This window comes from Lactobacillus sp. PV012, from assembly GCF_014522325.1.
Classification (GTDB): domain Bacteria; phylum Bacillota; class Bacilli; order Lactobacillales; family Lactobacillaceae; genus Lactobacillus.
In genome coordinates, this window is sequence record NZ_CP041983.1 from 90,668 (window position 1) to 113,985 (window position 23,318).

A 23,318-nucleotide genomic window follows, 5' to 3' on the forward strand; every position below is an offset into this window, starting at 1 on the left:
AAGAGAAAGCATGGTATTAACTAATCGTCAAAAAAGAACACAATTAGATTTAATTAGGACAATGGAAAGTTTATTAAATCGAAAAAAATTTGAGGATATTACAATCAATGATATCTGTTCAAATGCCTTAATAACACGAGGAACGTTTTATCGCTATTTTAAAGATAAATATGAATTAACTCAAGCTGTACTAGAATATATTGGTGAAAGAGATCTAAAAGATAATACAGAAGAAATATTTTTTAAAAATCTAGAAGTATTTACACAAAAAAATAGTCGCCTGATTAAAAACATCAATCCCTCGAACCAGAATCGACTAAATTTTTATAATGAATTTTTTAAAATTATTGAACAAGTAATTATAAGTTATGCAAATCAAGAAGAAAAAAGTAAGAAAGCTTTCTTAAAACCTGCCTTGAATAATACTACTAATCAAGAAAAGTTAATTAAATTTATTTCGGGAGGAATAGCGTCTTTATTAATCACTACATCAATAGCTGATGAAAAAGAAAATCTTGAATTTATAATGGATTTGATGAAAAAATTATCCAAATAATACATTTTAAGACAAATGTATTATTTTTATACAAAGACATATTTTGGAGCTGTAATTGACAATTTTTCTATATTAAAATTAAAATCAATATTTTAAGAAAGGAAAGTTGAAAATTATAGATGAATAGAATATTCAGTAAATGGGCAAAAAATATCTTTAAACATTCCAAGTTATATATTGGTATTATTGGAGCCTTAACAGTTATTTTTGGGATTGGATTAAGTAGAATTCAAATGAAAATGGGAAATGATGTTTTTGTTAGCCCTAAGTCAGCTATTTACAAAAATACTCAGACCTATCAGAAAAACTTTGGTGGGGATGCTGCCTATGTAATGTTAAGCGGTAAGCAAAAGAGAATTATTTCTCATAATACTATGCAAAAGGTAGCTACTTTTAGTAAAAATGCTAGTAAAATCAAAAATGTGAAATCCACTACTAGTGTTGTTAGCTTACTAAATGACTTAATTCAGAAATCTGATTTTTCTACTATGATGTCACAAAGTGATTCAGCTAGTAATGAAAAGCTTCAAAAAGACTTATTTGCAAATTTAAGTGATAAGCAGAAAAATGAGTTACAAAAAAATTTACAATCATCTTTGTCGAAAGCGCAACTTGCTAAAGTTCAAGCTTATACTCAGAGTCTTTTAACAACTCCACAGCAAGCTAAAATAGGTGAGCTTGTTCAAGCAGGAACTAATCAAAATCAGGCGTTGCAAGAAACTTTAACTGCTAAGCAAAATCAACAATTGCAAGCATATACGTTATCCTTATTAACTTCAAAACAAAAAAATATTATTGTGGCTAAAGTAGTTAAAATGCTACCTAGCGTGGAAAAAATGTCTACACCATTATTACGAGACATTATGCTAGATAATAATGGGAAAGTGCGTAAGGAGTTTGACCAATTATTACCTAAAAATGGTAAAAACCTTTTAATAATGGTTAACACCACTGATAAAACCAGTGATATGTCGACTAATGTACAACTTAGACAAGATCTTAAAAAGGCTCTCAAAAACACTCACTTTAATTTGGCTTATGAAGTAAATCTTGCTGGTCAACCAATCATTATGGGTGAAATTAAAACCAGTGTAATGTCAACAATGGTTAAAATGGTTATAATTGCTGTTATCTTGATGATTGCGGTTCTTACTATTTTATTTGCAGTCCGCCGTCGATTATTTTCTCTTTTCTTTGTGTTAATTGGAATGATTTGGACGTTTGGAATCATGGGATGGCTTAATATTCCAATTACTTTAGCCACTATGGCTACACTCCCAATTATTATTGGTTTAGGAACTGATTTCGGGGTGCAGTTCCATAATCGTTATGAAGAAGAGTTTCGAAAAGAACAAATTTCTGACCAAGCATCACAAACATCTGCTAAAAATATTGGGCCTGCGGTCGGTACAGCTGTAATTATGATGGCTTTAAGCTTTTTGACGATGTTGTTATCTAAAGCACCAATGATGCAGCAATTTGGGATTACTTTAGCTATTGGGGTAGTGTGTGTTTACTTAGTAGGATTTATTCTTATCTTTGCTGTCTTACCTCTTTTAGATACTAAGACAAAAGTTAAAAAGGTTAAAACTGAAAGACCTAATAAAATTGGTCAATTACTAGGTCGTTATGCCAATTTTATTATGAATCATGCTGGAGTTACATTAATTATTGGAGTCATCATTGCAATTTTCGGGTTTGCAGTTGAAGGAAAGATAACTACAGAAACCAATATGACTAAGTTGATTCCTGAAAATCTTCCCTCTTTAGTTCAAACGAAAAAGCTTCAAAAGAAAGTCGGATCAACTACATACCTAACTTATTTAGCTAAAGCTGATAATATTAAGGATAAAAACACTCTTAAGGAAATTCAAAGTATTGGAAATAAAGTAAAGAAAGACAATAAAGATGTTGAAAGTGTTCAAAGCATTTCAACAGCTTATACACAATTTGGAGGAAAATATACTACTTCTCAGGAAAACATTAATAGAATCATTAATAATTTACCTGCTTCAATGAAGGATACTTTTATTAGTCCAAACAATCATTATGCAGCAATTCAGTTTAAGATTAAAAATAATCTTTCTTCTGATGAGCAGTCGAAATTAATGAATCGAATTAATAAAGAAATTAATGGCCAGCATAAATATGTTAATATCTCAGCAGCTGGAGCTACTATGATGCAATTAGTTGGAATTAAGAATATGACTTCGAATCATTATCTAATTATCGGAGCAGGTTTAGCAATTATCTTTATAGTTTTACTTGTGGTATATAGAAACTGGAAAGTTGCACTTTACCCACTTGTTCCAATCATTATCGTTCTTGGGGCTTCACCTTTAACTTTATGGGCAAGAGGAGGACAATATAATCCAGTAACTGTAACGTTAAGTTCATTAATTTTAGGTGTTGGAATTGAATTCACGATTTTGATTTTAGAGCGCTACCAAGAGGAAATTAAAACACATGATACCAAGGAAGCTATCATAACAGCAATTTCTTCAGTGGGAGCAGCAATTACGGTATCTGGATTAACAGTAATCGTTGGATTTTCAGCAATAATTTTTGCAGATTTTCCTGCTTTAAGTGCCTTTGGGGCAAGCACAGTAACAGATACAGCCTATTCTTTAATTGCAGCTCTTACTTTCATGCCAGCAATTATCTATCTTTTTGGTAAATCTAAAAGTAAGCAGTGATACAATAAACTAATAAGTTTTATAGAGAAGAGGTACAGTAATTTGAGTTTAACCATCAATCTTTACTATACTGGAAAAAATGGTAGTGCACGTAAGTTTGTAAAGGAAATGGAAGAAAGCGGGTTGGCTGATAAGATTCGACATGAACCAGGTAACGAACGCTATGAATATTTCTACCCAGCAGATGATTTAGATACAGTACTTTTAATTGATAGTTGGATTAACCAAGAAGCTATTGATAAACACCATAAAAGTCCCATGATGGCTGAATTGGCAAAATTACGTGAAAAGTACGATCTTCACATGAAAGTTGAAAGATTTATTCCAGCTCCAAAAATTAAAAGTGATGAAAAATTTATCAGAAAGTAGCTAAAGCGAAAAGAAATAAAATAAGACAAGTCCCGTAAATGACTTGTCTTATTTTTTACCAAATATTACCGTATATGTACTTTGTGTACGCTTTCAGTATATTATGATATAAGAAAATTATAAAGTAAAACGACTTACAAGATTTCAGTTTTTTACATTGACTTATTAAAAGTAAGTAGTATTATATAAATATAAATTAAAAGCAGAAGATGTATTAAATACAGTGTAATTTAATAGGAGAAGACAAATGAAAAAATATGATGTAGCAGTTATTGGAGCAGGTCCTGGTGGAATGACTGCAGCATTATATGCTGCTAGGGCCAACTTAAAGGTTGCAATGATTGATCGAGGAGTTTATGGCGGTCAAATGAATAATACAGCTGAGGTTGAAAATTACCCTGGTTTTCCTTCAATTATGGGCCCCGAATTGGGAGAAAAAATGTACCAAAGCACTGTAAAGCAAAATGTAGAATTTGTTTATGGTGATGTAAAGGGACTTAAACTTGATGGGCAGAAGCGCATTGTTCAGATGGATCCAGAAGATATTGAAGCCACTGTGGTAATCATTGCAACAGGTTCTAATAACCGAAAATTAGAAATTCCTGGAGAACAAGAATATAGTGGCCGTGGGGTTTCTTACTGCGCAGTATGTGATGGAGCTTTCTTCAAAGATGAAGATGTAGTTGTAGTTGGCGGTGGAGACTCAGCAGTTTCTGAAGGTCTTTACTTAGCTAATGTAACTGATGATGTAAATCTAATTCATAGACGTGATCAGTTAAGAGCAGAAAAGATTCTCCAAGATCGTGCTTTTAAAAATGATAAAATGCACTTTACTTGGGATAGTGAAGTTAAAGAAATCATTGGTGATGGTGAAAAAATGACTGGTGTCAAAGTCCATAATAACCAAACTAATGAAGATACAGTGGTAAAGGCATCTGGAGCATTTATTTATATTGGAAATGTACCAAATACTGAACCATTTAAAGACTTGGACATCACTGATAAAGATGGCTGGATCATTACTAATGATCGAATGGAAACTTCTATTCCTGGTATTTATGCAATTGGAGATGTACGTCAAAAAGAACTCCGTCAAATCATTACTGCTGTTGGTGATGGTGGAGTTGCAGGACAAAATGCATTTGAATATATTGAAACCCTAAAAGTAGCCGAATAATAATTTTCGATAATATTTCTAATATCCCCCCTTATTGGAAATAACATGCTTACTAAAAGAACTTAACGATAAAGTTAAGTTCTTTTTTGTTATAAAAAGGTTATTAATATAACAATGTTATCGTTATATTAATTCGGATAAATGTTAATATATCAATACTTTTGGCGAAATAAAGAAAATTATAATTTTTTATATAACAGGTGTTGTAATATGTAATTTAAAGTGATATTATAATAAGTGAAGTGAGAGAGATAAGTAAATTTAAAAGATTGGAAAGAAGATTATTATGAAATTACGTAAAACAGTTATTAGCTTAGTAAGTTTATTATCAGTTGGAACTATGGTTGCATCAAACGTAGCAAGTGCTCAAGCTGCAACAGTAGAAGAAAGTTACCCAGCATTAGCAAAGGCAGAAGATGCTCCAACTAACCCAGCAGCAAGCCAAGCTCCAAAGGGTAAACATGTAACAAAGAAGAGTAAAAAGACTACTAAGAAGCACGCTAAAAAGCATGCTAAGAAGACTGTAAAACGTAATGTACGTAAGTAAGAAATAATAATATCTGTTGGTATTCGTAAAGAGTACTATGATTCTTAATTTTCAATTTTAAATATAAAAAAGAGGATTTGTTTTAAAACAAATCCTCTTTTTACACTAAGAGTTATTTTGAAAGAAGTTTAATTAAAGGTTAGCGTGAATATTGAATTTCTTAGTATTCTTGATGTAACGCTTTGCAACACCCATGAAGTGAACGCTAATCTTAGAGTGATCATTTGGTAAATCTGAGAAACTCATGCCAAAGTACTTAGTTGGAGCATCGTAACCCTTAAGAGAACGACAACCTAATAAGTCACCTGCGTGTTCCCATTCAGTGTAGTAAGCAGTGTTATCAGCTTGAGATTCAGTACCATAGTAACCACCGAATAACATTTGTTTAATATTGAAGTAAACTTGACGCTTTAAAGCATACATAGAACGAGTAGAACCAGAGAATTCAGAAGTAATAGGAAGACCAGATTCATCTTCGTAAACTTGACCAGCGTTCTTTAAGCCAGAAGCAACAGCAGCACGAGTAATACCTGCAACGTAGTGATCAGAATCCCAAACGCTACGACCATTGTCATGGTATTGCTTAGCAACTTTATCAGCAAAATCCATAGCAGATTTGTTTAAAACCCAAGGCTTTTTGTTAAGTTGACTACGAGCTGAGTTAATCAAGCGAAGAGCAAAACGGTTGATTTCAAGCTTTTGGCTGGAAGATAACTTAGTTACATCAACCATAACATTTTTGTCAGCATCGTCACCAACAAATTGGTTTTCTTTAACCCCTTTAACAGAAGCGTTAATTAAAGCTTTTTTGTTTTTAGCAGAAATCTTATTATTATCAACTTGAGCAATACGTTTAGCAGTGTAACCACTAGGTAAAGTAATGGAAGTTGATTCAGCTTTTACAGAAGTTGAATTAATTGAAGTAGCAACAACTAATCCAATAACAAATAAAATAATAGTAAATACATTTTTTAATAACAACTTAGTGTTTTTCATAATATTTTTACTCCTTTTGGGGTCATATAAATATAATTTTTTCTTTAATTCAATCTACAAATGCTATTATATCAGCATTAAATGACATTGCAATTTTAATAACATATTTACGGACATAAAATAACCAGTATTTACCATATTATATTAAATAAAATAAGCGCTTACATGTTATTATAATGGGATAAATAACGCATTATTATTTAAATAACATATTATAAGGATAATTTTTTAAAAATAATTTTTGAAGATATTTTTGAACAAGTGTTATTAAATAGAAACTTTACAAACAAAGAAATAAATAGTAACCTACTAATATCTCTTTGAACTAAAAATGGAGGAATTTGATGTTTTCTAAAAATGCCGTTAAAGCAAAACTTTTGGCAATTATATTGGCTTTAGTGATAGCTCTAGGAATGAGTTGGCTCGCAAGTCAACGTGTAAATGCAAGTATTAAAGAAACGGCAATGCATGGAAAGATTATTATAAAGTACTCAGGTAAGGGAAAAGTACATTTACTTAACGAGGATGGAAAGTATATTAAGAAGTATGCTAAAAAAGATTCCAAATGGAAGGTTTATGCTAAAGCAACCATTCGAAAACAATTGATGTATCGTATTGGCAAGAATACTTGGATTCCCGCAAAATATACTAAAAAAGCCTCCACTAAAACTGCAGCTAGTGCTCCAGTTCAATGGAAGGCAAAAAGTAGTGAAAAAGGTTTTTTAGTAAATACAAGTTCTGTAGGAAAAATAATTGGTAATAAAACAACTAAGAAATTTTATTTACCGGGTAAAAAAAATCATAAAATTCTATCTTTAAATATGGTATTTTTTTCTTCTAAAAAAGAAGCTGAGGATGCAGGTTATAAGTTAGCAAATTAAAAAGGTCTACCTTCAAATAAGGTAAACCTTTTTAATTGTTATTTGCTTTCGTAACCAATCATTAAACCACCATTTTCGGCATAGTAGCTACATAAACCACCGCATTTTCCAATGGTGATTTTTGCATCAGGGAATTTACTTAAAAGTAAATTCTCAATTGCTTCAGCACCGGCTAAATTATCAACATGGTCGATAGCAACTTTTCCGCCATTGTAACCATATTCAATCATTTTCTTTACAATTTGACTGTAGGTTTTTTTAGCCCCCCGTGCTTTGCCAATGGATTCAAATTTTCCCTGAACACTAGCGCGCCCGATAACATTTAATTTAAGCATCCCCATTACCTTAGCAGCAGCGCCAGATACACGCCCACTATTTACAAGATTAGTTAAATCTTGTAAGGCAAAAATTAAATTAAGATGTTCTTGGTAATCTTCAATTTTTTTGACTATTTCTTTAAAAGAGAGTCCTTCTTTAATAAGCTCACCAGTTTTTTCGGCAAGTAATTTGACTTGTGGGCCGGCTGAGTGACTATCAAAAACAAGAATTTTAGCTTTAGGGTGAGTAGTATGATATTCTGTTGCGGCTTGCTTAGCAGCATTGTAGCTTCCCGATAGTGCCCCTGAAATGGTAAAGACAAAGATTTCATCACTATCGCCAAAAGCAGTTAGCCAATCATGGATATTAGGACAGGAAGTGGTAGTTTTAACACTATTTTCACTTAGAGCTTCTTTAAGTAAAGTTGGATCAATGTGACCATCATCGCGCCAAGACTTATTTCCCACTTGAATAGTCAAAGGTACGTTTTCATGAGGAGTACCTGAACATTCAGAAGTTAAAAGATTAGCACTGGAGTCTGTAAGAATTTTAGCTGTCATGATTATCCTCACTATATTTAATCAAATTATTATACTTTTATTAATATAAGCTTAGGCAAAAAAGTGAATTGTGTCAATTAAAACGAATGTTATACTTTGTAGTAGAAAACACAAAGTAGAATGGGTAGAAAAATGAATAATCCTTGGAGTAAACTAAAACAAAATGATCTATTAAGACGTTTTTTTGTACTTTTAATAATTGGAATAATTTTATATGAAGCACGAGCGATGATTGATACAATTTTGCTGACATTCATCTTTACATATATTGTGATTCATATAATCAAAAAAGTTCAAAGTATAATTCCTCGCTTCCCGACGAAACTAATTGTGGGGATCATCTATCTTTTATTATTTGGATTGCTGTATTTTGTAGTCACTATTTATATTCCTTTGTTGGCTAAACAAATTACTAAAATTGTACGCTCAATGATTAGTTTTTATCAAAGTCATCAAATGACAGGCATATTAAAAGATATTGAAAAATATATCAACCGAGAAGAAATAGTAAGTTCAGCTCGTCATGGGATGAATTTTATTATTCATACAATTACAAATGTGGGTACTTTAACAGTTGCGTTATTGATGTCAGTATTTTTGAGTTTCTTTTATACTTTTGAATTGAAAAAAATGCATCAATTTTCAAATTTATTTGTAACAGAAGGAAGTTTTAAGTGGTTTTTTGAAGATTTAAAATTTTTAGGACAAAAATTTGCTGATACTTTTGGAGTAGTACTAGAAGCACAATTTTTTATTGCTATCTGTAATACAATTCTGACAATGATTGGACTAATTATATTGAAAATGCCGCAGATTGTGGCTTTAGGATTGATGATCTTTGTTTTAAGTTTAATTCCAGTTGCAGGAGTTATAATTTCACTGATTCCCTTAAGTCTAGTCGCATATTCAGTAGGTGGTATAAAAGATGTAGTTTATATCTTAATTTTAATTTTGATCATTCATGCTATTGAAGCCTACTTTCTTAATCCAAAATTTATGGCTAGCAAAACTCAATTACCAATTTTTTATACTTTTTTGATTCTTTTAGTGGCTGAAAAATTCTGGGGAACTTGGGGGTTAATTGTGGGTGTACCACTTTTTACTTTCTTTATTGAATTAATTGGGATTAATCCGAGAAAAGATAAAAAGAAGAAACGAAAAACAAAAATTTTCTAGTAAAAAAGATATCTGGAAAACAATGAAGTGCCATAAGAAAGTTAGACACTTTATAAAATTTTAAATACTTGATAATACACGATTTCTGTATTTTGATATGAACCCCGAAATTCGGACAAGAATTTCGAGGTTTTTTATTATGACTAAACTGTCTAAACAAGATAAAATTGATATTTATAATAATTGGAAATATTACGGTAAATCTTCTCTTCAATTAGGAAAAGAATATGGAATTACCTCTGATAGTCTTAGATACTTATTTAAATTAATCGATAAATATGGATTAGAAATCCTAGATAAGCCCTATACTTTTTATTCAATAGAATTTAAAGAAAAGGCAATTAGAAGGGTTCTTTCAGGAGACGAAACTATGTCCCAAATATCATTAGATCTTGGTTTACGTAGTAGGGCCATGCTTTACAATTGGGTTCGCAAATACAAAGAAAATGGGTATAATGTCATTAATCATAAGAAAGGTAGAAGATCTAATGCAGAACAAAGACAAACAGATTCAAGAACTTCAAAAGCAAATCAAGGACCTCAAACAAAAGAATTTAGAGCTTACTGTCGAGAACGAATTTATAAAAAAATTAGATGCCTTAGTGGCACAAAGAATCAGAAACCAAAAGCACAAGAAATAGTTTCTGCAGTCACACAGCTAAGGCAAGAACTTCATGTGACTGTGAGTTTTGTGCTTAAAGTGATCAATTCTAAACCTGACCTTCCTCACCTATCTAGGAGTAATTATTACTATGTTCAAGGACATGATGATAAAGATAGGAAAAACCAAAATATCATGGAAAGGATCAAAGAAGTATATGAAGAGCACAAACATCGCTACGGTTATAGAAGAATTACTGCACAACTTCAACGTGAAGGACTTAAAATCAATCATAAGAAAGTAAAACGTCTAATGACTAAAATGCACTTATATGGCATTGCCATTAGACGTAAGCATAAATATTCAAGCTATCGTGGAACTGTAGGTAAGATCAAAAGTAACTTGATTAAACGTAATTTCAAGTCTGTAATTCCAAATAAAAAGTGGTATTCAGATGTGACGGAATTTCATTTGAATGGTGAAAAGCTTTATCTATCCCCAATTATGGACGGTTGCACACAAGAGATTGTCTCTTATACTCTAAGTCGTCATCCTGTTTTAAAGCAAGTAATGGATATGTTAAAGCTGGCCTATAAAAAGTATCCGGCCCTTAATGGTTTAGTATTTCATACTGATCAAGGCTGGCAATATCAACATCCTCTCTTTCAATCATGGCTTAAAAATCATGGCATAACCCAAAGTATGTCACGTAAAGGTAATTCTTTAGATGATGGCATGATGGAGGGTTTCTTTGGCATACTTAAAAGAGAAATGTTTTATGGATTCGAAAATAATTTTAGTAATTTAGATGAGTTAGAAGAAGCCATCAAAGAATATATTGAATATTACAATACTAAACGAATTAAAACTGTACTAAAAAATCGCACACCGATTGAATATCGGAATGCGATTATGAATCAAAGCTAATTAATAATATGTCCTAATTTTAGGGTTCATATCATTTTACAGGAGTCGTGTATTTTAATTTATTGGAACGACGAATATTATTAAACCAAGTGACATACTTACTTAACACTTGCTTCATCTCTTCAAGAGAGCCAATCTTAAGTCGATTTAGGCATTCTCTTTTCATTAGGTTGAATATAGTTTCACCTGGCGCATTATCATGACAATTTCCTTTTCTAGACATGCTTTGTGTAATATTCATTTCTTTAAGACGGGCTTGATAACCAGCATTTTGATATTGAAAACCTTGATCAGAATGTAAAATTGGTCGTGCATCTTTTGGTAAATTTACTTCAAGTTCATCAAGCATCCTATAAATAGTCTTCATCTCAGGAGAGTAACTAACTGCACAAGCCAGTATTTCCAGAGATGCTTCATCAACTATTGGTGAAATATAGACTTTTTTGCCATTAGTTAATTTGTATTCTGTTACATCGGTATGCAAGACCTTATAAGGGATAGTCTCATCAAAGATCTGATTAAGAATATTAGGAGCCTTTTTGCCAACGCTACCTTTATAAGAACTGTACTTAGCTGTATTCTTATGATAAATCATGGTTTTAATACCCATATCACGCATAATTTTACGAACAGTTTCCTTAGCAAGATTGATACCAGTATCTTTTAAAGCGCCCCAAATACGCCGATAACCGTATGTTTCATTACTTTCATCATAATAAATATGATTAATTTCTTTCTTAACTTTAGCGTATCTATCGCACTTATTAATTCGATTTTTTAAGTTATCATAATATGTTTTTCGATTAAGCTTAAGCAGACTAAATAAGGTATTCAGCTTTACAGTTGGCACTTTAGCCCGAATATCCTTGATAATTAGCGTTTTTTCTTTGTTGGATAGCGAGGATAACGGGCAGCCACTTTTTTTAAGACAAGATTCTCCAGTTTTAATTTTTCGATTTCCGCTTCTTGTTTAATAATCTTCTCTTCATATTTTTGCTTCTCACTAAGTTTTATCTTTTGAGCTTGTTTCTTTTTAGGTTTCTTAGGCATTTTGGATGGATGTCCTTTCTGCTTAGGAAGTAAACCAGCCATACCTTCTTTTTTAAATTTATTAACCCAAGTGTAAACCTGAGAAGAATTTATATTGAACTTGGCAGCTACCGGAGTTATTCCTAAATTAGGATTATTTAAATAATAGCGTACCACATTTAACTTAAACTCAGGAGAATAGTTCATCTTCTTATGTTTAATTTTAAGAGATTCAAGGCCATTTTCATCAGCCTGATGAATCCATTTATATACCATAGAGTAAGGAATATTGTACTTTCTACTTAATCCCTTTATTGAATCTTGATGATTAAAGAATTCAGAAACAATCTTAATTTTGAACCCATTAGAATATTTAGTCATAAAAAATACCTCACAATCGTTAGATCTATGTCTAACAATTATGAGGCACTTCACAACGACCAGATATCTTTTTAGTTAGCAAAATATTTTAAAATCTTTTCTTCGGTTAAATTATTTCTTTCTTGTCCTGTAACATCTAAAACAACTTGTCCGTCCTTTAAAATTAGGGTGCGATTACCATATAATAAAGCATCTTTAAGTTGATGAGTGATCATAATACAAGTTAAATTATCTTTTTTAACTACTTTATCTGTCAATTCTAATAATCCGCGACTTGTATTGGGATCTAAAGCAGCAGTATGCTCATCGAGCAAGAGCACATCTGGCCGAGTAATAGTAGCCATTAAAAAACTAAGTGTTTGACGTTGCCCACCAGATAAATTACCTGCAAAGGTATTTAACCGATCCTGTAACCCATTAGGAAGTTGGGCGGTTTTTTCTTTGAAGAAGTCCAGCTGTTGGTCAAGTTTTCTTAACTTTAAGGTGCGGCGTTGGCCACGCTTAGTAGCTAGTAATAAGTTTTCAGCTACTGTCATTCTAGGTGCGGTTCCCATTTTCGGGTCTTGAAAAACTTGAGCAATATATTTTGTTCTTTTGACATCGTTTAAGCGAGTAATATTTTTTCCTTTAAGAAAAACTTCACCACTAGCTGGCATTAAGGAGCCATTGATAACATTTAATAAAGTAGATTTTCCTGCCCCATTAGTTCCGAGTAAGGTCACAAAGTCTCCTTGATGAAGAGTAAGATTTAAATTTTTTAGGATCTTTTTTTCATCACTGCTGCCCGCATTAACAACGGTGTTAATATTTTTAAGTTTTAAAATCTCTTGGTTCATGGCTTTTCTACTCCTTTCTTAATTGATTTACGTAAATGAAATTTATTTTCAAAAAGTGGCAACATTAAGCAAATTGCTAAAATGATTGCTGAGAGTAATTTAAAGTCATTAGTACTAAATCCGAGTTGTAAAACAATTAATAAAACAAAGCGATAAAGAATGCTACCGACGACAACAGCAATTAAACGTGCTGTTAACGAAAGATTGCGATAAAAAACTTCTCCGATGATAATTGCAGCTAGTCCAATAACAATTGTCCCGATTCCTTGGTTAACATCAGCGTAACCACTATTTTGGGCGATGAGGCCACCACTTAGCCCAATTAAACCATTTGAAATCATGAGGCCTAAAATCTTCATGTTATCAGTATTAATTCCTAGAGAACGAGCCATTTTTTCATTGTCACCAGTTGCAATAAAACTTTGTCCCAATTCTGTATTAAGAAACAAAGCAACCAAAATTACAATTACTACTGCAGCGATTAAACCAACTGTTACACTGGCAAACCCATCTGGCAAATTAGCTAAAAACTTTCCACTAAAAAGTGTGGCATGGTTTAAAAGTCCAACATTAGCTTTACCTAAAATGTGGAGGTTAACTGAGTAAATTCCTGTCATGGTCAAAATTCCTGCTAGTAAAACTGGAATTTTCCCTTTGGTATAAAGTAAACCAGTGACTGCTCCAGTGATTAAACCAGCAATAAAAGAAAGCAGGGTAGCAACCCAAGGATTAACGCCGTGGACTAAAGAACTCACACAAACAGCTGCACCAAAAGGAAAAGTTCCTTCAACAGTCATATCAGCAATATCTAAAATTCGAAAACTTAAGTAAAGACCTAAAGCTAAAATTGCCCAAATTAATCCTTGACCAATGGTTGAGGTAATTAAACTCATTTAATAATACTTCCTTTCTTTTGTGCTTGTTTAATAATTGCGGTTGGAATTTGAAGATGCAACTCATTTGCAGCTTTTTCGTTGATGATTGTGGAATAGCTGTGGATAACTTTAACTGGAATTTCGCTAGGATTTTTTCCTTTTAAAACTTCAGCAGCAATTTTTCCAGTAGCTTTTCCCATATCAAATTGGCTAACATAAGTTGCAGCAACCCCACCACTTTTTACCATTGCATCAACGGCCGGGAAAACGGGTAGGTGAGCTTGATTAGTGATTTTAATTAAGCTCGAAAATCCTGAAGCTACTGTATTATCAGTTGGGACATAAACTGCTTGAACTTGGCCAGCCATGGTTTGAGCTACTTGCTGGATATCATTGGTTGAAGTAATAGTATAGGGATGCACACGTAGCTTACGTTGCTGGGCAAGTCTTTTGAATTCTTTGAATTCTGAGGTAGAAGAATCATCACTTGAAGTATAAAGAACGCCAATGTCTTTTAATTTAGGAAGAAAAGCTTGAATTAAATCGAGTTGTTGCTTAATTGGTTGCATATCTTTAACTCCAGTAACTTTTCCACCGGGATGTTCTAGACTATGGACAAGTCCACTACCAATTGGATCACTGATTGCTCCCATAATAACTGGTGTTTTTCCTGGCTCATTAGCTAGTGCTTGAGCAGCTGGAGTAGCAATACCAATAGTAACTTTAGCGTTTTTTTGAATAAAACGGTCACTCATTGATTTTAAGTTGCTTTGATCTCCTTGGGCATTTTCAAAATCAATAGTAATGTTTTTGTGGTTAACGTACCCATCTTCTTTAAGTCCAGCAATAATTCCACGATGGATTTCATCTAAAGAGGGATGGCTAACAGTTTGTAAAATTCCCACTATTGGTTTACTAGCAGAATTATTAGTAGCATTATCGTTGGATTCAACAAAAAATGCTGTTATTAAAAATATAAATAAAAGTATGATAGTTGTGACTAATTTTTTCATATAAATAGCTCCAAGTAAAAAAGCATCCCCTGCTAATAAAACAGGAGATGCAGTAAAAGCAAAACCCGCAGCAGGGTAAAAAGATACTCTGTGCGGGTTTAAATTATAAAAGAAAATTACCAGCACAGATACGAAACCTACTTGGGTCGTATCTGTTTACCAGAAACAACCCTAATGCTGGAATTGCCAACGAAGATTTGTTTGAGCTTGCATAGTAATTTTCCTTTCTAAGAAATTGATTTAATATTTGATTTTATTATATCAATTATTTTTTTTAATTCAAATATATTTTAGACTTTAAAGCCCATCTGTTTTCTCAAACTAGCATACAGTGGACGCCCACCTAAGGTTGAAAGAACTACTGAAGCAATAAAGACAGCCATAATCATAGGTAACACTTGCTCTACGGTTCCTACGATTTCTGTCAAAAGCATGATTGCAGTAAAGGGAGCATGAAGACAGGCCCCTAGGTAGGCAGCCATCGATACAATAATAATGTTAGTATAATTTGCACTGGGAATTAAGTGAAGGTGGATTAAAATAGTAGAAAAAATTAATCCTAAAAGCGAGCCTAAAACTAAATTGGGCATAAAAATCCCACCTGGTAAGGAACTGGCATAACAAATCATTGAAAAAATAAAACGTAAAATGAAGAAAATAATTGGAATTAATAACCAGGTCAGATCACCTAAACGTTCTTGTTTAACAATGATGGGATTGTGGTAGAGAATATCGATTAAAGAATGGGATCCTCCTAAGGTCCGAGGAAAAATTAATCCGATGGGGATAACTAAAAGAAAAGGAATAATACTATGATATTGACGTGGAATGATTTTTAATTTGCTAAAAATCCATTTAGCATTGAGCAAACTCCACTGGTATGAATAAGCCAGAAGACCAGCCCCAATTCCTACTAATACTAATGACCAATAAGAAGAAACAGGTAATTTATGGGCGATGGGCAAATAGAGTACGGGGCGATTTCCAAAGAAAATCAAAGTAACTAAATCAGCAGAGGCAGCCGCAGCTAGTGCAGTCAGTACTTCTTTGGGTTTAAACGAAGAAGAAATTTCTTCAACTAAGAAGAAAACACCTGCAAAAGGAGCACTAACAGCTGCACTTAAACCAGCTGCAATTCCAGCATATTGCAGAATTTTAGTATCTTGCGGCGGATTAGTATAAAAGAAATCATTTGCATAACCAGTCGCAATCATTGCTCCCATTTCAATACAAGGACCTTCACGACCTAAGAATAATCCAGGTGCAAGGGCTAAAAGAGTCCCAATAAATTTGCGCCAAAGAATTGTAAACCAAGGCATGGAATTTTCATCTAAGAGCATGGCTTGAAGTTGGGGAATTCCTGAACCAGCCAAATTATTAATTTGTGGCTTAATAATTTGTCCCACTACAAAACAGAGCAAGATGGTAAAGATAATGAATGGAAGTATCCAAACTGGGTGGGAAGATAAATAAGGATACAAAACATACAATAATTTGATACTGTGATCTAATAGAATTCTAAAAATGCTGACAACAAGTCCAATACTCAAACCTATGAAAATACCTTGGCCTAATATTCTTAATATAGTAGAGGTAAAAGGCTTAGCGAGAATTTTTTTCGCAGGTAACACAAAATTCCTCTTTTCTAATGAAATACTTAGAATATTATATAGCGACACCTGTTTCATATGAAACTATTTTTTAAAATAATACTTATTATTTTATTTTTTCAAGTAAGGGTGGTATTGTAAAGATGAAGGCAGAAAGATAAACCTTTTTCCTTCCTATTACAAGCTAGTAATAGTTCATATTTAGATAGAATCCAACTATCTTATTCATATTATTTTCCCCCAAAAAATTACTTTCCTAGTTATACTTAATTAACTATGAAAAAAGGTACTATCAAATCAGATTGATAGTGCCTTTTCATTTGAAATTATAAAATTAATTTTCCCAGTAAGAAGATTACTAAAATAATAAGTAGGGGAACTAAAATATAAGCTGCTATAGAAAAAATTATAATCGCAGCAATTATAAAAAAGACAATTTTAATGATACCAATTCCCAGCTTAAGCAAGAGCCAGATGATCAAAATTGCAAGTAAAAATGATAAAAGAGAAATCATGAATAACTCCTTCTAAATAATGATTTTAAGTTTATTATACAAAAATAGATAGAAAAAAGTTTTAGAAAAAGAAAATTTAGGGCTTTTTAAATATATATCCATAAAAGCATCTCATATATTTTTAATAGATTAAGGAATTCGTAAGAAGCTATAATTAAATGCATATAAATTCCTTAGTTGACTAGAATTAGGTAATATTAAGATACAGACAAACAGAAAAAGAAATATGGAAGGAAAATAATTTATGAATAAAGATTCGGGCTTAAAAGACAAATTAAAAGGCAAAGCAAAAGAAGTTGAAGGAAAGGCACAACAACTTAAAGGGAAAGCAAAAGAAAAAGCAGAGAAGCTTAAAGCAGATTTAGAAAAGAAAAAAGCAGAATTGGAAGAGAAATAATAGATAATTTAAAATTAAAAATTTAAAGGAGGTTCACTATGTTACATTGGATTTGGGTACTAATTGTTGGAGGTCTGATTGGAGTAATTGCAGGAGCAATTACTCACAAAGGTGGCTCAATGAATTGGATTTTGAATATTATTGCTGGTTTAATTGGGTCTTCGGTAGGTGAATGGTTACTTGGTGCATGGGGACCTCAATTAGCAGGAATGGCAATTATTCCTTCGATATTAGGAGCAGTAATTTTGGTAATAGTTGTATCATGGATTTTGAATATAGCTAGAAAGTAGCTGAAAGGCTGCTTTTTAATTTGGAGAAAAAGAATTTCTATTTTTCTATTCTGCGCTAAGAAAAAATAACGAGTATAATATTTTTGAAAGAATTGAAATAAAGTAGGTAAAAATAATGATTTTAATTTCATGGAATATTGATTCTCTAAATGCTGCATTAACCAGTGATTCAGATAGAGCTAAAGAAACACGTAAAGTTTTACAAACTATTACTGCTAATAATCCCGATGTAATTGCAATTCAAGAAACAAAATTACGTTCTACTGGTCCTACAAAAAAACATCAAGAAATTTTGGGACAAATGTTTCCAGAATATAATTATGTCTGGCGCTCATCGGAAGAACCAGCTAGAAAAGGTTATGCTGGAACAATGTTTTTATATAAAAATACTTATACACCGCAAGCCTCTTATCCAGTAATTGATGCGCCAGATACAATGGATTATGAAGGAAGAATTTTAACTTTAGAATTTGAAAAGTTTTTTGTGACGCAAGTGTATACTCCTAATTCTGGTAATGAATTAAAACGCTTAGAGGATCGACAAATTTGGGATCGGCAATATACTGAGTATTTAAAAAAACTTGATGCTCAAAAGCCGGTTATTGCAAGTGGTGACTATAATGTGGCCCATGAAGAGATTGATTTGAAGCATCCCGCAAACAATCATCATAATGCTGGCTTTACTGATGAAGAACGTTCAGGCTTTCATAAATTATTGGAAGCTGGCTTTACTGATACCTTTAGAAAAGTTAATGGAAAAGTGGAAGGACAGTATACTTGGTGGGCACAAAGAGTTCGTACTAGTAAACAAAATAATTCAGGGTGGCGGATTGATTATTACCTCGTTTCTAACCGAATTGCTGATAATATTAAACGCTCAGAAATGATTGACAGTGGTGAAAGAAAAGATCACTGTCCAATTTTATTAGAAATTGAAATATAAGGGAGTAATAAAATGAAAAAAATTGATAGTTTTGCCCATATTTTACCTAAAAATTATTATCAAGAGATGCTAAAAATTGATAAAACGATTCCTCAGAAGTTCCCTTTTATTAATATTCCAGCACTAGTCGATTTAGATGAAAGAATAAAAACATGGCCAGCTAAAGATATAAAACAGGTACTTTCTTTTGCAAATATTAATGCTGAAGATTTTACAGAACCTAATGAAGCAGCACAGTTAGCTCAAGCAGGTAATCGAGAACTGGCAAAGATTATTGAAAAATTTCCGGATTATTTTGAAAGTGGAGTAGGAATGTTGGCCTTAAATAATGTAAAGGCTAGTTGTGACATTTTAGAAGAGATTGCACATTCCTCTTCTTTGGTGGGAGCTCAAATTTTCACTCGTCATTTAGGTAAAAGTATTGCTGCACCTGAATATGAGCCAATTTTTGCAACTGCTGCTAAATTAAATGTGCCACTTTGGCTACATCCAGTATTTGACGTGCGTAAACCAGATAATAATTTAGTATTTTCTTGGGAATATGAATTATCGCAAGCAATGCTGCAATTGGTACAGGCAAATATTTTTGAAAAATATCCCACAATAAAAATTATTATCCATCATGCTGGAGCAATGGTACCATTTTTTGCTGGAAGAATTAATCATATTTTGCCTCAAGAGCAGGCAGTAGATTTTAAAAAATTCTATGTTGATACTGCTATTTTGGGTAATGCGCCAGCTCTTAAATTAGCATTAGATTACTATGGAAGTGATCATGTACTGTTTGGGACTGATGCCCCATTTGGGGTAAAACCAGCAGGTGCAACTAAGATTATTGTAGATGCACTTGAAGAGTTAAACTTACCAGTTACCAAGATGGAGGATATTTTTTATAAAAATTATCAAAAGCTGGTTAGTGGTGAATAGTAATGAAGAAAAAAATATTTTTGCTTAGTTTACTAACTACTATATTAGCTATTTTAACAACTGGTTGTGGAAATCAAAATTTATCAGCTAAAACTACCAAAGTTACTGCAACACCAACATTATTTTTTCATGGTGGAGGTAGCTCTTATCATGCTGAAGAGCAGATGGTTCAAGCTGCAGAAAAAGCGGGAGTTACTCATTCAGTAATTCGAGCAAATGTTGATAAAAAGGGCAAAGTCTCTTTAATTGGTACTTGGTCAAAAAATGCAAAAAATCCGATTGTCGAAGTAAATTATGAAAATAACCGCAATATGAATTTTAAAGTGTACGGACAATATGCTACAAATGTGGTAAAGACATTACAAAAGACATATGGTATTAAAAAGATGAATATGGTTGGACATTCTGCAGGAAATATTTCAATTATCTACTATATGTTACAAAATGGTCAAAATAAAAAAATGCCGCAGCTACAAAAACAAGTAGATATTGCAGGACATTTTGCAGGACTTGATTTTGCTCGGGCTCCTAAGAGTATTCGTCAACCAGCTAACTTGAAGCTAAATAGTGCAGGTAAACCAAATAAGATGAATGCATCGTATAAAGAAATGACAAAAGTTAGAAAAATTTATCCTAAAAACCAGGTTGCCGTTTTGAATATTATTGGTGATATTGGTGGAAAAACAGATGGAACTGTACCTAATGTATCTTCTTTATCATTAAAGTATTTAGTAGCAACTAGAGCAAAATCATATAAAGTTGTTAAGTTTACAGGAAAAAACGCCCAACATTCAAAATTACATGAAAATAAACAAGTCGATAAAGTATTGATAAAATTTTTATGGAATAAATAAAGTGAAATCTCAACTACAGAAAAAGTAGTTGAGGTTTTTTAGAAAGAGACAAGGCTATGGGACAAAAAGATGAATTACTATTAAATACTAACAAGCAAAACATTTGGACTCGTATCAAAGAAGAGCTAAAAGCGGCTAGTTCATTTACTTGGGTAGTAGCATTTATTAGTGAAAATATGCTGACACCACTTAAGGTAATCTTGGAAGATTTAGCCGAAAATAACGTAACAGGCACACTGATTACTGGTAGTTATTTAAATTTCAATAGTCCTAAAGTATTTGAAGAATTACAAAAAATTCCCAATTTAACTGTAAAAATTGCTCAAGAAGATGGTTTTCACGCAAAAGGCTACTTATTTGATCATCCGAATCGACAAACCATAATTATTGGCAGTGCCAACTTTACGCGCAGCGCCTTACTAAAAAATTATGAATGGTCACTAAAAGTAGATTCGTTAGAAAACGAAGTGCTAACCCAGCAACTAAAACAGGAAATACTAAATCTATCGCAAACTTCTATTCCCCTAACAACTAAATGGCTTAAAGAGTATGCACGTAATTGGCAACCGATAAAACAAGTAGCTTTGTCTAAACATACTGAAAAAATTACTCCTAATGCTATGCAACAAGCAGCCTTAGAAAAATTAACTGAGTTAATGAAACAAAAGAAAAATAAAGCTTTGATTGTTTCAGCTACAGGAACAGGGAAAACATATCTAGGAGCTTTTGCAGTCAAAAAATTTCAACCACAAAAATTTTTATACCTTGTTCATCGCCAACAAATTGCAGAAAAATCTCTAACTAGTTTTGAAAAAGTGCTGGATGAAACTAAAGAAAAATTTGGGATTTTTAGCGGAACTAGTCATGATTTAAGTAAAAAATATACTTTTGCGACTGTGCAAAGTATGAGCCAAGATGAAATCTTAGCAAAAATTCCTCCTGAAACGTATGACTATATTTTAATTGATGAAGCGCATCGGACGGCGGCGCCGAGCTACCAAAAAATTATGCGGCATTTTAAACCGAAATTTTGGTTAGGGATGACAGCAACTCCTGAACGAATGGATGAACAAAATATTTTTGAAATATTTGATTATAATTTAGCTTTTGAAATTAGATTAGCAGATGCTTTAAAGCAAGGAATGTTAACTCCATTTCATTATGTGGGAGTACAGGATTATGAGGCTAATGATGAAGTAATTACTGAAACTAGTAATTTGCGTAAGTTAACTTCAGAGGCGCGAGTAAATTATCTATTAAAGGAAATTCAATACTATGGCTATTCAGGAGAAAAAGCAAGAGGTCTAGTTTTTTGTAGTAAGCTTGACGAAGCAGCAGAGTTAGCAAAACTTTTTACACAAAATGGTCACCCAGCATTCGCTTTAACAAATGCTGATAGCAACAAAAGACGTCAAGAGGTTGTTAACCAACTAAAATCAGGAGCGATAGAATATATTTTTACGGTGGATTTGTTTAATGAAGGAATCGATATTCCAGAATTAAATCAAATTATTATGCTCCGCAACACGCAGTCGAGCATCGTTTTTTTGCAACAGCTTGGAAGAGGATTACGTAAATACCCCAAAAAAGATTTTGTAACGGTAATTGACTTTATTGGAAATTATAAAAATAATTATCTAATTCCGATGACATTTAATGAAAAAGCGCAGTTGGATAAAGATCGATTGCGTAATAAGGTGCGTTTTCCAGAAACAATTGATGTCTCGACGATTAACTTTACGCAAATAGCAAGTCAAAAAATTTTAAACTCTTTAGCAAAAATTAAACTAGATTCAATTGCAAATTTACGCCAGCAATATTTAGAAGTTAAAAATCGCCTTGGGCGGGTGCCATATTTGCAGGATCTCTATCAAGTGCAACCATCCCTGCCAATGTTATATGCAAATAATAAATTGTTAAACCACTACGGAGACTTTTTACAAAAAATGGGTGAAGAAGTACTACTAACTGATTGGCAGAATCAGGTATTAACTTTTCTAACTAAAGAATTACTAAATGGAAAAAGAATTCATGAGTTATTGTTGTTAAAAATGCTATTGAAAAATAAGATGGTCGAGTTGGCGGAATTCAAAGCTGAACTTAAAAAAGCCCCAGCTTACTACAATGAAGAAATTTTATCGTCGATAATACACATCTTGTCGCTTAATTTTTTTGATGTCAAACAAGGCAAAACTACTAAAAAACAACAGTATGGCAATCAAAGCTTGATAGAGTTTAGTAAAAATAACTTCTCTTTAAACAAGGAATTAAATGCCAGTTTAAAAAATCCAGAATTTAAAAAATTATTTCAGGATGTAGTAGAAACAGGACTACTATTGAGTAAGGATTATCACCAAACTCAACAATTTACTTTATATCAAAAATATTCACGCAAAGATGTTTGTCGCTTGCTAAATTGGCCAAAAGATGTTTCTGCACCAATGTATGGCTATCGTGTAGATGAAAAAGAGACCCCAATTTTTGTTACTTATCAAAAACAAGATGAGACTAAGAGAAATGCTGTTTATAAAAATAATTTAAGTGATGGCAAAAGATTGCGTTGGTATACTCGCAGTCCGCGGCATTTAAATTCACCAGAGGTTGATAAATTGCTGAATACGCCTAATATGAAAATTCATGTTTTTATTAAAGAAAGTGATGCTTGGGGAAAGCAATTTAGTTATTTGGGACAAGCCACAATAGATAGAGAAACGATCAAAGAAGAAGTAATTGGGCCAAAGAAAAAATCAGTGGTAGGAATGGACTTACTATTAGCGACTCCTTTAACCGAAAGCAAAAAAGAAGAAGTATTGGGAGAAAATTAATAATTTAAAAACACTAACT

The 23,318-nt window shown here is 32.5% G+C and carries 22 protein-coding genes; 14 read left to right on the top strand and 8 right to left on the bottom strand.

Translation table 11 applies throughout. The features are described 5' to 3' along the window. Positions 1-10: 10 nt before the first annotated feature. The 5 genes from FP433_RS00445 (at position 11) to FP433_RS00465 (ending at position 5,345) form a co-directional block, all read left to right on the top strand. Positions 11-556, top strand: coding sequence for a TetR/AcrR family transcriptional regulator (locus tag FP433_RS00445; protein ID WP_265486763.1), 546 nt, complete (start codon positions 11-13; stop codon positions 554-556). A gap of 119 nt (positions 557-675) precedes the next feature. Beyond that, positions 676-3,252 (top strand): hydrophobe/amphiphile efflux-3 (HAE3) family transporter, encoded by a 2,577-nt coding sequence (locus tag FP433_RS00450; RefSeq protein ID WP_265486764.1) that lies wholly within the window; start codon positions 676-678, stop codon positions 3,250-3,252. 42 nt (positions 3,253-3,294) lie between these two features. Further along, positions 3,295-3,621 (top strand): putative quinol monooxygenase, encoded by a 327-nt coding sequence (locus tag FP433_RS00455; protein ID WP_265483740.1) that lies wholly within the window; start codon positions 3,295-3,297, stop codon positions 3,619-3,621. 247 nt (positions 3,622-3,868) lie between these two features. Beyond that, on the top strand, positions 3,869-4,798 hold the full coding sequence (trxB, locus tag FP433_RS00460) for a thioredoxin-disulfide reductase (protein WP_265483739.1): 930 nt from the start codon (positions 3,869-3,871) through the stop codon (positions 4,796-4,798). 286 nt (positions 4,799-5,084) lie between these two features. Next, positions 5,085-5,345 carry a hypothetical protein gene (locus FP433_RS00465; protein ID WP_265486765.1) on the top strand — a complete coding sequence of 87 codons (261 nt, stop codon included), beginning with the start codon at positions 5,085-5,087 and terminating at the stop codon, positions 5,343-5,345. A 132-nt stretch (positions 5,346-5,477) separates the two neighbouring features. Here the strand turns inward: FP433_RS00465 and FP433_RS00470 are convergent, their stop codons facing one another. Continuing rightward, positions 5,478-6,341, bottom strand: a complete 864-nt coding sequence (locus FP433_RS00470; protein ID WP_265486766.1) for an SEC10/PgrA surface exclusion domain-containing protein — start codon at positions 6,339-6,341, stop codon at positions 5,478-5,480. A gap of 344 nt (positions 6,342-6,685) precedes the next feature. Here FP433_RS00470 and FP433_RS00475 point away from each other — a divergent pair, with 344 nt between their 5' ends. Then, positions 6,686-7,222: an SLAP domain-containing protein gene (locus FP433_RS00475; protein WP_265486767.1), complete on the top strand. Its 537-nt coding sequence runs from the start codon at positions 6,686-6,688 to the stop codon at positions 7,220-7,222. A 38-nt stretch (positions 7,223-7,260) separates the two neighbouring features. Here the strand turns inward: FP433_RS00475 and FP433_RS00480 are convergent, their stop codons facing one another. Beyond that, a complete protein-coding gene (locus FP433_RS00480) occupies positions 7,261-8,100 on the bottom strand; it encodes a DegV family protein (RefSeq protein ID WP_265486768.1) in 840 nt (279 codons plus the stop codon). 132 nt (positions 8,101-8,232) lie between these two features. On the opposite strand from FP433_RS00480, the gene FP433_RS00485 reads away from it, so the two are divergent. Together FP433_RS00485 and FP433_RS00490 are read left to right on the top strand one after the other, a co-directional pair. Next, positions 8,233-9,276 carry an AI-2E family transporter gene (locus FP433_RS00485; RefSeq protein WP_265486769.1) on the top strand — a complete coding sequence of 348 codons (1,044 nt, stop codon included), beginning with the start codon at positions 8,233-8,235 and terminating at the stop codon, positions 9,274-9,276. Between the two features lie 139 nt (positions 9,277-9,415). Beyond that, the gene (locus tag FP433_RS00490) at positions 9,416-10,804 is read left to right on the top strand and encodes an IS3 family transposase (RefSeq protein ID WP_265482988.1); all 1,389 of its coding nucleotides are present in this window, start codon (positions 9,416-9,418) and stop codon (positions 10,802-10,804) included. 31 nt (positions 10,805-10,835) lie between these two features. Here FP433_RS00490 and FP433_RS00495 read toward each other — a convergent pair. The 6 genes from FP433_RS00495 to FP433_RS00520 form a co-directional block, all read right to left on the bottom strand. Beyond that, positions 10,836-12,214 (bottom strand): IS3 family transposase gene (locus tag FP433_RS00495; protein ID WP_265486770.1). Its coding sequence is split into 2 segments (ribosomal slippage): positions 10,836-11,734 and positions 11,734-12,214, totalling 1,380 coding nucleotides; the frame shifts between segments, so codons are not numbered across the junction. Positions 12,215-12,285: 71 nt separating this feature from the next. Next, positions 12,286-13,050: an ABC transporter ATP-binding protein gene (locus FP433_RS00500; protein WP_265486771.1), complete on the bottom strand. Its 765-nt coding sequence runs from the start codon at positions 13,048-13,050 to the stop codon at positions 12,286-12,288. Next, a complete protein-coding gene (locus tag FP433_RS00505) occupies positions 13,047-13,943 on the bottom strand; it encodes an ABC transporter permease (protein WP_265483731.1) in 897 nt (298 codons plus the stop codon). Before FP433_RS00505 ends, FP433_RS00500 begins: the two co-directional genes overlap by 4 nt. Continuing rightward, complete coding sequence (gene trpX, locus FP433_RS00510; protein ID WP_265486772.1) at positions 13,940-14,938, bottom strand: tryptophan ABC transporter substrate-binding protein; 999 nt, start codon at positions 14,936-14,938, stop codon at positions 13,940-13,942. Before trpX ends, FP433_RS00505 begins: the two co-directional genes overlap by 4 nt. 290 nt (positions 14,939-15,228) lie before the next feature. Beyond that, positions 15,229-16,569: a ClC family H(+)/Cl(-) exchange transporter gene (locus tag FP433_RS00515; protein WP_265486773.1), complete on the bottom strand. Its 1,341-nt coding sequence runs from the start codon at positions 16,567-16,569 to the stop codon at positions 15,229-15,231. Between the two features lie 305 nt (positions 16,570-16,874). Continuing rightward, positions 16,875-17,063 (bottom strand): hypothetical protein, encoded by a 189-nt coding sequence (locus FP433_RS00520; protein WP_265486774.1) that lies wholly within the window; start codon positions 17,061-17,063, stop codon positions 16,875-16,877. Between the two features lie 244 nt (positions 17,064-17,307). On the opposite strand from FP433_RS00520, the gene FP433_RS00525 reads away from it, so the two are divergent. From FP433_RS00525 to FP433_RS00550, 6 genes are all read left to right on the top strand, one after another. Further along, positions 17,308-17,460 (top strand): CsbD family protein, encoded by a 153-nt coding sequence (locus FP433_RS00525; RefSeq protein WP_265486775.1) that lies wholly within the window; start codon positions 17,308-17,310, stop codon positions 17,458-17,460. A gap of 38 nt (positions 17,461-17,498) precedes the next feature. Then, on the top strand, positions 17,499-17,750 hold the full coding sequence (locus tag FP433_RS00530; RefSeq protein ID WP_265486776.1) for a GlsB/YeaQ/YmgE family stress response membrane protein: 252 nt from the start codon (positions 17,499-17,501) through the stop codon (positions 17,748-17,750). 115 nt (positions 17,751-17,865) lie between these two features. Continuing rightward, a complete protein-coding gene (locus FP433_RS00535) occupies positions 17,866-18,693 on the top strand; it encodes an exodeoxyribonuclease III (RefSeq protein ID WP_265486777.1) in 828 nt (275 codons plus the stop codon). A 12-nt stretch (positions 18,694-18,705) separates the two neighbouring features. Continuing rightward, positions 18,706-19,620, top strand: a complete 915-nt coding sequence (locus FP433_RS00540) for an amidohydrolase family protein (RefSeq protein WP_265486778.1) — start codon at positions 18,706-18,708, stop codon at positions 19,618-19,620. Positions 19,621-19,622: 2 nt separating this feature from the next. Then, positions 19,623-20,474 carry an alpha/beta hydrolase gene (locus FP433_RS00545; RefSeq protein ID WP_265483722.1) on the top strand — a complete coding sequence of 284 codons (852 nt, stop codon included), beginning with the start codon at positions 19,623-19,625 and terminating at the stop codon, positions 20,472-20,474. A 56-nt stretch (positions 20,475-20,530) separates the two neighbouring features. Next, positions 20,531-23,299: a DEAD/DEAH box helicase gene (locus FP433_RS00550; RefSeq protein WP_265483721.1), complete on the top strand. Its 2,769-nt coding sequence runs from the start codon at positions 20,531-20,533 to the stop codon at positions 23,297-23,299. Positions 23,300-23,318 lie beyond the last annotated feature (19 nt).

Coding starts and splice junctions, on each gene's coding strand:
- FP433_RS00465 (WP_265486765.1), top strand. CDS start 5,085: ATGAAATTACGTAAAACAGTTATTAGCTTAGTAAGTTTATTATCAGTT.
- FP433_RS00445 (WP_265486763.1), top strand. CDS start 11: ATGGTATTAACTAATCGTCAAAAAAGAACACAATTAGATTTAATTAGG.
- FP433_RS00545 (WP_265483722.1), top strand. CDS start 19,623: ATGAAGAAAAAAATATTTTTGCTTAGTTTACTAACTACTATATTAGCT.
- FP433_RS00490 (WP_265482988.1), top strand. CDS start 9,416: ATGACTAAACTGTCTAAACAAGATAAAATTGATATTTATAATAATTGG.
- FP433_RS00480 (WP_265486768.1), bottom strand. CDS start 8,100: ATGACAGCTAAAATTCTTACAGACTCCAGTGCTAATCTTTTAACTTCT.
- FP433_RS00475 (WP_265486767.1), top strand. CDS start 6,686: ATGTTTTCTAAAAATGCCGTTAAAGCAAAACTTTTGGCAATTATATTG.
- trpX (WP_265486772.1), bottom strand. CDS start 14,938: ATGAAAAAATTAGTCACAACTATCATACTTTTATTTATATTTTTAATA.
- FP433_RS00450 (WP_265486764.1), top strand. CDS start 676: ATGAATAGAATATTCAGTAAATGGGCAAAAAATATCTTTAAACATTCC.
- FP433_RS00550 (WP_265483721.1), top strand. CDS start 20,531: ATGGGACAAAAAGATGAATTACTATTAAATACTAACAAGCAAAACATT.
- FP433_RS00505 (WP_265483731.1), bottom strand. CDS start 13,943: ATGAGTTTAATTACCTCAACCATTGGTCAAGGATTAATTTGGGCAATT.
- FP433_RS00540 (WP_265486778.1), top strand. CDS start 18,706: ATGAAAAAAATTGATAGTTTTGCCCATATTTTACCTAAAAATTATTAT.
- FP433_RS00500 (WP_265486771.1), bottom strand. CDS start 13,050: ATGAACCAAGAGATTTTAAAACTTAAAAATATTAACACCGTTGTTAAT.
- FP433_RS00530 (WP_265486776.1), top strand. CDS start 17,499: ATGTTACATTGGATTTGGGTACTAATTGTTGGAGGTCTGATTGGAGTA.
- trxB (WP_265483739.1), top strand. CDS start 3,869: ATGAAAAAATATGATGTAGCAGTTATTGGAGCAGGTCCTGGTGGAATG.
- FP433_RS00535 (WP_265486777.1), top strand. CDS start 17,866: ATGATTTTAATTTCATGGAATATTGATTCTCTAAATGCTGCATTAACC.
- FP433_RS00525 (WP_265486775.1), top strand. CDS start 17,308: ATGAATAAAGATTCGGGCTTAAAAGACAAATTAAAAGGCAAAGCAAAA.
- FP433_RS00485 (WP_265486769.1), top strand. CDS start 8,233: ATGAATAATCCTTGGAGTAAACTAAAACAAAATGATCTATTAAGACGT.
- FP433_RS00520 (WP_265486774.1), bottom strand. CDS start 17,063: ATGATTTCTCTTTTATCATTTTTACTTGCAATTTTGATCATCTGGCTC.
- FP433_RS00470 (WP_265486766.1), bottom strand. CDS start 6,341: ATGAAAAACACTAAGTTGTTATTAAAAAATGTATTTACTATTATTTTA.